The sequence below is a fragment of the Curtobacterium sp. JUb34 genome (genome assembly GCF_003755065.1).
Taxonomy (GTDB): Bacteria; Actinomycetota; Actinomycetes; order Actinomycetales; family Microbacteriaceae; genus Curtobacterium.
Map to the genome: position 1 here is coordinate 385487 of NZ_RJVH01000001.1, position 11384 is coordinate 396870.

Genomic DNA, 11384 nt, shown 5'->3' on the forward strand with positions numbered 1-11384 from the left:
CTCAGGCGTTGCGGACGAGCCAGGCGAACTGTTCGTCGGAGAGCAGCCGGTCGGTCCAGACCTGCCCCTCGACCCCCGCGGCGGAGGACGTCTGCACCCCGGGAGCCCCTTGCCACACGAGCGACAGCCCGGCACGACGGAGCACCGCTGCGGAGGCCGGGTTGTTCGTGAGCACGCGCCCCGTGACGGGGACGTCCGGTGCGGTGTCGGCAGCCGCGCGCACGGCAGCGAGGGCGATCTCGGAGGCGAAGCCCTGCCCCCAGGCGGAGGGTGCCAACCGGTACCCGAGGTTCCAGACTCCGCCGGCGGTCATGTCCACGCCGCCGACCCCGACGAACGCGTGATCGGCTGCGGTGCGGACGGCCCATGAGCCGAGTCCGTGTCGAGCCCGACCACCGATCTTCCGCTGCACCATGTCCACACTCGAGCTCCGGGCGACGTGCCGACCGCTCGGCAGGTGCTGCCACGTCCGGGCGTCGGAGAACACCGCGTGCACGTCGTCGATGTCGGCCGGCGTGAGCGGGGTGAGCAGGAGGCGATCCGTTCGGATCTCCTGCGAGGGGGTCAGGAGCTGGTGGACCATGTCCCGATCATCCCCTGCACCACCGACATCCGTGTGAACACCACGCGACGTTTGCGGAAGGCCGCAGATGGTGAGCAGAAATGGTCGAGTGGCTCGAAGCCACCCGACCATTTCTGCTCACGAAGCGGAACGACCGACGCATCGGTCCCTGAACGCGCTCAGTCGAGCAGGAGCGCGGGCTCCTCGAGCACCGAGGCGACGTCGTGCACGAAGCGGGACGCCACGTCACCGTCGACGACCCGGTGGTCGAACGAGGCACCGATGGTCGTGACCATGCGCGACCGGACCTCGCCGTCGACGACCCACGGCTTCGGCTTGATCGTGCCCATGGCGACGATCGCGACCTCGCCCGGGTTGAGGATCGGGGTCCCGGTGTCCATGCCGAACACACCGATGTTCGTGATGGAGACGGTGCCGTTCGCCATCTGCTTCGGCGTCGTCTTGCCGTCGCGGGCGGTGAGGGTGAGTTCCTCGAGCGCCTGCGCCAGCTCGAGCAGCGACATGTCCTGCGCGTCCTTGATGTTCGGCACGATGAGCCCGCGCGGGGTCGCCGCGGCGATGCCGAGGTTCACGAAGTGGTGGACGATGATCTCGCGGTCGGTCCAGGTCGAGTTCACCGAACGGTTGCGGCGGACGGCCCAGATGACGGCCTTCGCGACGATGAGCAGCGGCGAGACCTTGACGCCGGCGAACGTCGGCGAGGCCTTGAGCCGCTTGACGAACTCCATCGTGTGGGTCGCATCGACGTCGACGAACAGCGACACGTGCGGTGCGGTGAACGCGGAGGTGGTCATCGCGGTCGCGATGGCCTTGCGGACGCCCTTGACCGGGATCGTCTCGCTGCGCACCTCGCCCCACTCGGGTGTCTCGATGTTGCGGAAGACGCTGGCCTGCTTCGCGTGCCGGATGACGTCGTCGCGGGTGACCTCGCCGGCGAGGCCGGTCGCCACGATCTCGACGAGCTCGACGCCGAGGTCCTTCGCGAGCTTCCGGATCGGCGGCTTCGCGAGCACGTTGGTCGCGACGGTCTGCTTGCGTGCGGGCGCGGACGCCAGACCGGCGATGGCCTCGGCAGTGGTGTCCTCACCGGGATCACTGGCCGCTTCGGCCGCTGCTGCGGCATCCACACTGGAGGCACGGCTCGCCTCGGCCGCGAGTGCTGCGGCCCGGCGGGCACCCGGCTTGCGACGCGACGGCGACGAGGTCGCCGAACCGTAGCCGACGAGGACAGCGCCGGAGGACTCGTCCGTCCCGACGACGGAGGCGCCGTCGGCGACGGGCTGCACCGGTGCAGCCGACGGGGCCACGGGCGCTGCGGCGGCCGGGGCCGGGGCCGGGCTGACGGGAGCTGCGGCGGGAGCCGGAGCCGGCGGGGTCTGCACGACCGGAGCAGCCGGGGCGGGCGCCACAGGCGGGGTAGGGGCGACCGCGGGCGAGGTCGGGACGCTGTCGCCGACCGGTGCCGGGCCTCCCGACTGAGCGGGCGGAGCCGTCACCGGCGCACCGGACGCGACCGACGCGTCGGACTCGACACGGATGATCGGCTTGCCGACCTCGACCGTGTCGCCCTCGGACACGAGCAGCCCGGTGACGGTGCCGGCGAACGGCGACGGCAGCTCGACGAGCGACTTCGCGGTCTCGATCTCGACCAGGACCTGGTCGACGGTGATCTCGTCCCCGATCGCGACGCGCCACTGCACGATCTCGGCCTCGGTGAGGCCTTCGCCCACGTCGGGCAGGGGGAATTCGGCGACGGCCACTTACGGCTCCTTCGGCGTTCGGACGAGTTGGGTCAGTCGAGCTGGATCAGTACGCGAGGGCGCGGTCGACGGCCTCGAGGACGCGGTCGGCGTCCGGCAGGTGCAGGTGCTCCAACTTCGAGACCGGGAACGGGACGTCGAACCCGGACACCCGCAGCGGCGGCGCCTGCATCGTGTAGAACGCCTTCTCGGCGACCGTGGCGGCGATCTCGCTGCCGACGCTGACGAAGCCGGAGGCTTCCTGCGCGATGACGAGGCGACCGGTCTTGCGGACCGAGGTGAGGATCGGCTCCCAGTCGATGGGCGAGATCGAGCGGAGGTCGATGACCTCGCAGCTCGTGCCCTCGGACTCGGCGAGCTCGGCGGCCTGCATCAGGGTGGCGACCATCGCACCGTGGCCGACGAGGGTGACCTCGGTGCCGGTGCGCGCCACCCGGGTGGTGTGCATCGGGACGTGCCCGTCGACGAGGTCGACCTGACCCTTCGGCCAGTAGCGCGACTTCGGCTCGAGGAAGACGACCGGGTCCTTCGAGGCGATGGCCTCCTGGATCATCCAGTAGGCGTCGTTCGGCGTGCTCGGGCTGACGACGCGCAGACCGGGGGTGTGCGCGAAGTACGCCTCGGGCGACTCCTGGTGGTGCTCCACGGCACCGATGTGGCCGCCGTAGGGGATGCGGATGACGACCGGGAGCGACATGTGCGCCGGCAGCCGGTTCGCCATCTTCGCGAGCTGTGAGGTGATCTGGTCGAAGCCGGGCCACACGAAGCCGTCGAACTGGATCTCGACCACGGGGCGGTAGCCACGCAGGGCGAGGCCGATCGCAGTGCCGATGATGCCGGCCTCGGCGAGCGGGGTGTCCCGCACGCGCTCCGGGCCGAACCGGTCCTGCAGGCCCTCGGTGATGCGGAAGACACCGCCGAGCTGGCCGATGTCCTCGCCCATCAGCAGGACCTTGTCGTCCGCCTGCATCGCCGCGGCGAGCCCGGCGTTGAGGGCCTTCGCCATCGGCAGGGTCGGGGTGGGGTCGCTCGGGACCTCGCCGGCGTCCGGGTGGGAGCGCAGCGTGTAGTCGAAGAGCTGCTCGGTAGTGCTCATGCGTGGGCGCCCCCTTCGAAGCCGGCCTCGTACTGTTCGAGCCAGGCCTTCTGCTCGGCGACCAGCGGGTGCGGCTCGCGGTAGACGTTGTCGAACATGACGTCGACGGACGGCGGGGTGAGTGCCACGGTGCGGCGGCGGACGTCGGCGGCGATGTCCTCGCCCTCTTCGTCGAACGCGGCGAACTGTGCGTCGGTGGCACCCTTCGAGCGCAGGTACGCCTCGGAGCGGACGATCGGGTCGCGGCGGACCCAGTCCTCGAGCTCGCCGTCGGCGCGGTACCGGCTCGGGTCGTCCGAGCTGGTGTGCGCGCCGATGCGGTAGGTGTCCGCCTCGATGAACGCGGGGCCCTGACCGCTGCGGGCGTGGTCCGTGGCGACGACCGAGGCCGTGTACGAGGCGAGGATGTCGTTGCCGTCGATGAGCACGCTCGGGATCCCGAAGCCGCGCGGGCGGTCGACGAGCGGCGTCGGGGACTGCACCGACACCGGCACCGAGATCGCCCAGTGGTTGTTCTGCAGGAAGAAGACGACGGGCGCCTTGGTCGACGCCGAGAACACGTACGCCTCGTTCACGTCGCCCTGGCTCGTCGCGCCGTCGCCGAAGTAGACGATGGAGCAGGCGTCGCGGTCGGGGTCGCCCGTGCCGACGTCGCCGTCGAGCTTCTGACCGAGCGCGTAGCCCGTGGCGTGCAGGGTCTGCGAGCCGATCACCAGGGTGGAGATGTGCGTGTTGCCGCGCTGGTCCGGGTCCCACCCGCCGTGAGTCTGCCCGCGGTACATCGCGATGATCTCCATCGGCTCGACGCCGCGCTGCATCGTGACGGCGTGCTCGCGGTACGAGGGGAAGACGTGGTCCTGGGCGCGCAGGGCGAAGGCGGAGCCGGTCTGTGCGGCTTCCTGCCCGTGGCTCGGCACCCAGAGGCCGAGCTGGCCGGTGCGCTGCAGGTTGTGGCCGGCGTGGTCGAACCGTCGGGTGAGGACCATGCGGCGGTGCATCGCCAGCAGGGTCTCGTCGGGGATCGCCCGCGCGGCGGCGGCGAACTCGGCGTTCTCGTCGGTCTCCACGAACCGACCCTCGGGGTCGAGGAGCCGGACGGTGGTCGTCGCGGGAGCCGCGGCGCGGAATGACATGCGGGCCAGCGTAGCGGCAGCCATCAGTCGGCCACCTGGAGGTCCCCCACAAGCGAGCGGGCCGTTTCGAGGAGCGTTTCCACAGCCTCGTGCTCGCCGATCGAGATGCGGAGGCCCTCCGGCGGGAAGGGCCGCACGATGATGCCGGCGTCCTCGAAGGCGGCGGCCGCGGCGACCGTGCCGACCCCCGTGGGCAGCCAGACGAAGTTGCCCTGGGCGTCCGGCACGGCCCACCCCTGCTCGCGGAGCTCGGTGACGATGTGGTCGCGGAGCGTGGCGATCTCGGACACCCGCTCGAGCAGTTCGTCCTCGCGTTCCAGGCTGGCCAGTGCAGCCGCCTGGCCCTGGGCCGTGACGGAGAGGGGGATCGCGCACGCACGGACCGCGTCGAGCACGTACACCGGGCCGAGGGCGTAGCCGACGCGCAGACCCGCGAGACCGTACGCCTTCGAGAAGGTCCGGAGGACGACCAGGTTCGGGTACTGCGCGAGGAGCGGGTGCCCGTGCACGGCGGACTCGTCGGTGGCGAACTCGGCGTATGCCTCGTCGAGCACGACCAGGACGGACTGCGGCACCGCGGCCATGAAGGACGCGAACTCGGACTCGGTCACGATCGGGCCGGTCGGGTTGTTCGGGGTGCAGACGATCACCATGCGGGTGCGCTCGGTGACGGCGGCGGCCATCGCGTCGAGGTCGTGGCCGCCGTCCGGCCGGTTCGGCACCTGCACGCTCGTGGCCCCCGCGACGGTGACGACACCCGGGTAGGCCTCGAAGGACCGCCAGGCGTAGACGATCTCGTCACCCGGGCCGGAGGTCGCGCGGGCGAGTTCGTGCAGGATCGCGACGCTGCCGGGGGCGACGTGCACCTCGTCGGCGGTCAGCCCGAAGCGGTTCGCGAGCGCGGCGCGGACGGCGAGGGCGGTGGCGTCGGGGTAGCGGTTGAACGCGGTCTGCGCCTGCACGGCCTGGACGACACCGGGGAGGGGCGGGAACGGGTTCTCGTTGCTCGACAGCTTGAAGGCGTCGTCGGCGGCCTGGCGTCCCTGCTTGTACGCGGGGAGCACAGCAATCTCCGGCCGGATGTGCACTCGCTCGTCAGTCACCGGATCAGGTTACCGGCCCGTGCGCGGGAGTCGGAGGGCATCATGGGTGCATGCGATTCCTCGTCCGCCTCGTCGTCAACGCCGTGGCCCTCTGGCTCACCACGCTCATCGTCAGCGGCGTCTCCGTCACCGCGTTCGGCGACGGTGGGACCACGGCCACCGTGCTCACCTACCTGCTCGTGGCCTTCGTGTTCGGGCTCGTCAACGCCGTGATCGGCACGCTGATCCGGATCGTGGCGTTCCCGATCTACATCCTGACCCTCGGGCTCATCTCCTTCATCGTGAACGCGATCCTGCTGCTCATCGTCGCGGGCATCTCGGACGCGTTCGGCTTCGGACTCGAGGTCGAGTCCTTCGGCTGGGGCATCGTGGGCGCCTTCGTGCTCGCCGTCTTCGCCTGGCTGATCGGGCTGTTCGTCCGTCCGGTGCTGAACCGCCAGCGGGCGTGACGCGGACGGACCTCGCGGAGGACACCTCCCTGGGCCATGATGTGACCATGGCCCCGGACGTCGACGCCCCGTTCCGCGTCTCGTTCGTCTGCAGCGGCAACATCTGCCGGTCCCCCATGGCGGGTGTCGTCTTCGCGCAGATCGCGGCGGACGCCGGGCTCGCCGACCGCTTCCAGGTCGAGTCCGCCGGCACCGGCGACTGGCACGTCGGCGAACCGGCCGACGAGCGCACGATCGCCGCCCTCGCGGCGCGCGGATACGATGGCAGCAGGCATCGCGCCCGTCAGTTCGACCCGGACCGGTTCCCGGACCTCGATCTGGTGGTCGCACTCGACCGCTCCCACGAACGCGTCCTGCGATCGTGGGCCCCGACCATGGACGACTCCGCCAAGGTGACGCTCCTGCTGCGGTACGACGACGCCTGGCCCCAGCAGACCGACGTGCCGGACCCGTACTACGCGGACCGGCACGAGTTCGACCGAGTGCTCTCGACCGTCGAACGGGCCTGCCGGGCGCTCTTCCACCAGCTCGAGCCGGCCGTCCGTCAGGGAGCCCCATGACCCCCCTTCCCCCGCAGCCGATCAGCCCGCTCGACGGGCGCTACTACCCGATCGTGCACACGGTGGGCGAGCACCTCTCCGAGGCCGGGCTCAACCGCGCACGCATCGTGGTCGAGGTCGAGTGGCTGGTCTTCCTGACCGACCACGCGATGTTCACCACCTCGCCGCTCAGCGTCGACGACAAGGCCGCGCTCCGGCGCATCGCGGAGACCTTCGGGCACGACCAGATCGCCGAACTCGCCGAGATCGAAGCCACCACCCGCCACGACGTCAAGGCCGTCGAGTACTTCGTCCGCCGACGGCTGTCGGAGCTCGGGCTCGACTCGATCGCCGAGCTCACCCACTTCGCCGCCACGAGCGAGGACGTCAACAACCTGTCCTACGCCCTGACCGTGCGGGACACCGTCGACCAGGTCTGGCTGCCGGCGTTCCGTGCCGTGCTCGAGAAGCTGCGGACGCTCGCCGTCGAGCTGCGCGCCGTCCCGATGCTCTCCCACACGCACGGGCAGCCGGCGACCCCCTCGACGCTCGGCAAGGAGCTCGCGGTCGTCGTCTACCGGCTCGAGCGCGTCCTGGCCCAGATCGAGGGCGGCGAGTACCTCGGCAAGTTCTCCGGTGCGACCGGCACCTTCTCGGCCCACCTCGCCGCCGACCCCGAGGCCGACTGGCCCACGCTGTCCCGCGAGTTCGTCGAGGGCCTCGGGCTGACCTGGAACCCGCTCACCACGCAGATCGAGTCGCACGACTGGCAGGCCGAGCTGTACGACCGGGTCCGGCACGCCAACCGCATCCTGCACAACCTGGCGACCGACGTGTGGACCTACATCTCGATGGGGTACTTCACGCAGATCCCGGTCGCCGGCGCCACGGGGTCGTCGACGATGCCGCACAAGATCAACCCGATCAAGTTCGAGAACGCCGAGGCGAACCTCGAGATCTCGTCGGCGCTGTTCTCCACGCTGTCCGAGACCCTGGTGACGAGCCGTCTGCAGCGCGACCTGACCGACTCGACCACGCAGCGCAACATCGGCGTCGCGTTCGGGCACTCGCTGCTCGCGCTCGACAACCTGCGCCGGGGCCTGGGCGAGATCGCGGTGAACGAGGCCAAGCTCGCCGACGACCTCGACCACAACTGGGAGGTCCTCGCCGAGGCCATCCAGACGGTCATCCGCGCCGAGGTCACCGCCGGGCAGTCGAACATCGAGGACCCCTACGCGATGCTCAAGGACCTCACCCGCGGCAAGCGCGTGACCCAGCAGGACCTCATCGTCTTCGTGAACGGCCTGGACATCTCGGACGGCGCGAAGGCCCGCCTGACGAACCTGACGCCGGCGACGTACACGGGTCTGGCGGACGAGCTGGTCGACCACCTCGACGTCTGACGCTGTTCACCTGCGCGATGTGAACACTGTGCCGCAAAGGGGTGCGGAATCCTCACGAAGTCGGTAGGTTCGTGGTGCTGAGCATCGTCTCAGCACCGGGGGCGTCACAGAGGACGATCCCTGCCCTCTGACCGGATGGATCTCCACACCGTGCTTCGTTCCCGCATCACCGCGGCCGCCGTCGGCGCCACCGTGCTCGGCGTCACCGCTGCGCTCGTCCCCACCGTCTCCACCGCGAACCAGACGACCACCGCCGCATCGGCGATCGTGACCTGGACCGACTCGTCCTCCGACTTCACGGCGGCTCCCGAAGGCACCGTCCCGCTGAACGACAAGTGGTACTGGGCGGCGCTGTCCGACCCGACCGCGGGCGGGAAGATCACCGACTTCGCCACGCTGGACGAGGACGGGCTGTCCGTCTCCGAGGGCGAGGCCGTCGGCCTGGTCCGCGGCCTGACGAAGCCGGTGCCCGGCGGCGAGGTCGGGGCGCTCGCCTCCGGCCTCAGCACCACCACGACCGGGGCGACGAGCTTCGGCCTCGCGATCCAGGAGGGCGGCGACACCAGCGCGCAGACCGTCGTCTTCGCCACCGACGCCGGCAACAGCGACGGTGTCAGCGACGGCCTCACCCGGTGGATCGACCCTGCCACCGGTGAGGTCGAGTCGACCTCGAAGCTCGCCAGCGACCTGAAGGCAGCGGACGCCGAGGTCGTCGGCTATGTCGTCTACGTCGGTATCGACATCACCGCCGAGGTCCCCGCACCGCCCGCCACCGACGAGCCGACCGAGACGCCCGCCCCGACCGAGACGCCCGCCCCGACGGACGAGCCCACGGTCGCGCCGACCGACGAGCCGACCGACGAGCCGACCGACGAGCCGACCACGGCGCCGACGGACGAGCCGACGACGGCACCGACCGACGAGCCCACGGAGCCGACCGCCCCGGTCTCCGTCGGTGGCGAGCTGAAGAGCCTCGCCTCGCCGCTCGAGTCCGACGCCCAGGCCCTCGCCGCCGACGCCAGCGGTTCGATCTCGGCCCTGCGCATCGACGACACCACGACGTACTTCACCCCGCAGCCCACCGCGGCAGCACGTCTGCTCACCACCTCCGCCACCCTGACCGAGGCCACCACGACCGGTGTCCGCGTGCAGGGTTCGGGCTTCGCCCCGAACGAGGTCGTCACCGCTGCGGTCGGCGACGCAGCCGACGCCGTCGCGATCCCCGGCGTCCAGTTCCGTGCCGACGCCGACGGCAACGTCTCCGGGACCATCGTCCTGCCCGCTGACCTCGTCGACTCGGCCGGCACCTACGTGCTCGGTCTCGTCGGCCTGTCGTCGGCGCAGACGGCCACGACGACGCTCACCGTGACGGCCGACGCGGGCACGGCGCCGGTCGCCGTGCCGGTGCCCGGAACGGCGACCTTCACGGGCTGATCTTGCCGATCCTCCCGACCGAGCCACGGCGGCGCGCGACACTGATCGCCGCCGCCGTGGCCGTCGTCTGCGCCGGGGCGGTGGCGTTCGTCGCCCTCGGCCCGCTGTCGGCGGCGCCCACGCCGACCCCGACACGGTCCGTCGCCGCGAGCGCGACCCCGACCCCCACGGCGACACCGGGCCCGACGCGCTCCGCGGGCCCGACCGACGCGGTCGACGCGCCCGTGAGCACCACCGTCGCGGCCGTCCGCGGCGACTCAGTGCCGGTCAGCCGGACGCCCGGTGGCGCCGCCACGAGCACCCTGTCGAACCCGCAGCCGTCCGGCGCACCACTCGTCTTCCGTGTGGTCGACCAGCAGGACGGCTGGGCGCAGGTGCAGCTCGCACAGCGCCCGAACGGCAGCACCGGATGGGTCCCGACGAGCGCGGTCACCCTCTCCGAGGACCCGTACGCCATCGTGGTCACCCGCGCGGACAACACGCTCGACCTGTACAAGGACGGCAAGGTCGTCGACAGCTACCCGGTGGCGACCGGCACCGGTGGCACCCCGTCGCCGACCGGCCGGTTCGCCCTGACCGAGCTGCTCGCCCCGACGAACAGCGGCTACGGCCCGTACGCGTACGGCACGACGGCGTTCTCGGACGTCCTCAACTCGTTCGGCGGCGGCCCGGGCCAGATCGGCCTGCACGGCACCGACGACAGCTCGAGCATCGGGACCGCCGCATCGCACGGGTGCATCCGCATGCACAACGCCGACATCAGCGCGTTGGCCGAGCTCCTGCCGCTCGGCACCCCGTTCCAGGTGCGCTGAGCGCGTTCCCGCGCACGGAGCGGGTCTGCCGCGGCCCACGTCCGGACGGGAGGCGCGGCGTGCGCCCGGCAGTGGGCGCGACCGTCTCAGGTGGTGACGTCCAGGGCCTCGGCGACCAGTGCCTCCAGGACGGTGCGCACCACGGGGCGGACCGCACGGTCGGGGCGGACCAGCGCCTCGATCCGGCGCCCCGCGCGCACGTCGGCCAGCTCGGCCAGGTGGAACCGGCCGGACGCCCGGGTGCCCGAGGTGTACCGCGGCACGAGTGCGACGCCGTGGCCTGCGGCGACCAGGTTCTCGATGACGGGCAGGTGGATCGTCCGGAAGGCGACGCTCGGTGGGGCGTCCGACGCCGCCGCCATCGCCTGCAGGACCCGGTCGATCGGGTAGCCCTCGGGCACGCCGATCCAGGTCTCGCCGACGACCTCGTCGATCCCGACCCGCTCGCGACCGGCGAGCCGGTGCCCCGGCGGCACCGCGACGTCGAGCGGTTCGCGCAGGAGCGGCACGGTCTCCACCGATCCCTGGTCCGCCGGCCGCACGCCGTCGGACCGGTGCCCGACGGCGATGTCGTGGTCGGCGGCGAGGGGTGCGAACTCCCCCTCGCTGACGTCCACGTCGACCAGCGTCAGCTCGATGCCGGGGTGCGCGCGCATCCGGGTGAGGACCCCGGGCAGCAGCAGTTCGGCCGCCGACGGGAAGATCGCGAGGTCGACGCGTCCCGTCGCCCCGCCCAGGTGCTCCTGCCAGGCGGCGTCGACCCGGGCGATCGCCGTGGCGACGCCGGTGGACAGGCCGGCGAGCACCTCGCCGTGGGCGGTGAGCCGGACGCCGCGACCCACCCGCTCGACGAGCGGGACACCCACCTGCCGCTGCAGCGTCTGCAACTGCTGCGACACCGCGCTGGGCGTCCGGTGGGTGGCCTCGGCGACCGCCGTGACGCTGCCACGCTCGGCGAGTTCGCGGAGGACGGCGAGCAGCTGCACGTCGAAGTCGACCATGCAGGGAGGCTACAACGTCGGTTGCGAACAATTCGCTGGTCCTACACGTTCGGAGCCGTCACGATCGGAGC

11 protein-coding genes are annotated in these 11384 nt (G+C 71.5%); 5 read left to right on the forward strand and 6 right to left on the reverse strand.

The features are described from left to right. Position 1: 1 nt before the first annotated feature. The 5 genes from EDF63_RS01760 to EDF63_RS01780 all read right to left on the reverse strand — a co-directional run bounded on the left by EDF63_RS01760 (position 2) and on the right by EDF63_RS01780 (position 5675). Positions 2–583, reverse strand: a complete 582-nt coding sequence (locus tag EDF63_RS01760; RefSeq protein WP_185021242.1) for a GNAT family N-acetyltransferase — start codon at positions 581–583, stop codon at positions 2–4. A gap of 158 nt (positions 584–741) precedes the next feature. Beyond that, complete coding sequence (locus EDF63_RS01765; protein ID WP_123310664.1) at positions 742–2343, reverse strand: dihydrolipoamide acetyltransferase family protein; 1602 nt, start codon at positions 2341–2343, stop codon at positions 742–744. A gap of 46 nt (positions 2344–2389) precedes the next feature. After that, positions 2390–3349 carry an alpha-ketoacid dehydrogenase subunit beta gene (locus EDF63_RS01770; RefSeq protein ID WP_123312162.1) on the reverse strand — a complete coding sequence of 320 codons (960 nt, stop codon included), beginning with the start codon at positions 3347–3349 and terminating at the stop codon, positions 2390–2392. Positions 3350–3435: 86 nt separating this feature from the next. Beyond that, positions 3436–4572 carry a thiamine pyrophosphate-dependent dehydrogenase E1 component subunit alpha gene (locus tag EDF63_RS01775; RefSeq protein WP_123310666.1) on the reverse strand — a complete coding sequence of 379 codons (1137 nt, stop codon included), beginning with the start codon at positions 4570–4572 and terminating at the stop codon, positions 3436–3438. 23 nt (positions 4573–4595) lie between these two features. Next, positions 4596–5675, reverse strand: a complete 1080-nt coding sequence (locus tag EDF63_RS01780) for a histidinol-phosphate transaminase (protein ID WP_123310668.1) — start codon at positions 5673–5675, stop codon at positions 4596–4598. A 50-nt stretch (positions 5676–5725) separates the two neighbouring features. Between EDF63_RS01780 and EDF63_RS01785 the strand changes: the two genes are divergently transcribed. From EDF63_RS01785 to EDF63_RS01805, 5 genes are all read left to right on the forward strand, one after another. Continuing rightward, a complete protein-coding gene (locus EDF63_RS01785) occupies positions 5726–6124 on the forward strand; it encodes a phage holin family protein (RefSeq protein ID WP_111087052.1) in 399 nt (132 codons plus the stop codon). Positions 6125–6171: 47 nt separating this feature from the next. Beyond that, positions 6172–6684, forward strand: coding sequence for a low molecular weight protein-tyrosine-phosphatase (locus EDF63_RS01790; protein ID WP_123312163.1), 513 nt, complete (start codon positions 6172–6174; stop codon positions 6682–6684). After that, positions 6681–8066, forward strand: coding sequence for an adenylosuccinate lyase (gene purB / locus EDF63_RS01795; RefSeq protein ID WP_123310670.1), 1386 nt, complete (start codon positions 6681–6683; stop codon positions 8064–8066). The genes EDF63_RS01790 and purB overlap by 4 nt, the downstream gene beginning before the upstream one ends. Before the next feature lie 150 nt (positions 8067–8216). Continuing rightward, on the forward strand, positions 8217–9500 hold the full coding sequence (locus EDF63_RS01800; protein WP_148061694.1) for a hypothetical protein: 1284 nt from the start codon (positions 8217–8219) through the stop codon (positions 9498–9500). A 2-nt stretch (positions 9501–9502) separates the two neighbouring features. After that, positions 9503–10312: a L,D-transpeptidase family protein gene (locus EDF63_RS01805; RefSeq protein ID WP_260232938.1), complete on the forward strand. Its 810-nt coding sequence runs from the start codon at positions 9503–9505 to the stop codon at positions 10310–10312. 86 nt (positions 10313–10398) lie between these two features. On the opposite strand, the gene EDF63_RS01810 is transcribed toward EDF63_RS01805, so the two are convergent. Next, positions 10399–11313, reverse strand: a complete 915-nt coding sequence (locus EDF63_RS01810; RefSeq protein ID WP_123310680.1) for a LysR family transcriptional regulator — start codon at positions 11311–11313, stop codon at positions 10399–10401. Positions 11314–11384: the final 71 nt, after the last annotated feature.

Coding starts and splice junctions, on each gene's coding strand:
- EDF63_RS01785 (WP_111087052.1), top strand. CDS start 5,726: ATGCGATTCCTCGTCCGCCTCGTCGTCAACGCCGTGGCCCTCTGGCTC.
- EDF63_RS01790 (WP_123312163.1), top strand. CDS start 6,172: ATGGCCCCGGACGTCGACGCCCCGTTCCGCGTCTCGTTCGTCTGCAGC.
- EDF63_RS01775 (WP_123310666.1), bottom strand. CDS start 4,572: ATGTCATTCCGCGCCGCGGCTCCCGCGACGACCACCGTCCGGCTCCTC.
- EDF63_RS01760 (WP_185021242.1), bottom strand. CDS start 583: ATGGTCCACCAGCTCCTGACCCCCTCGCAGGAGATCCGAACGGATCGC.
- EDF63_RS01770 (WP_123312162.1), bottom strand. CDS start 3,349: ATGGCGAAGGCCCTCAACGCCGGGCTCGCCGCGGCGATGCAGGCGGAC.
- purB (WP_123310670.1), top strand. CDS start 6,681: ATGACCCCCCTTCCCCCGCAGCCGATCAGCCCGCTCGACGGGCGCTAC.
- EDF63_RS01810 (WP_123310680.1), bottom strand. CDS start 11,313: ATGGTCGACTTCGACGTGCAGCTGCTCGCCGTCCTCCGCGAACTCGCC.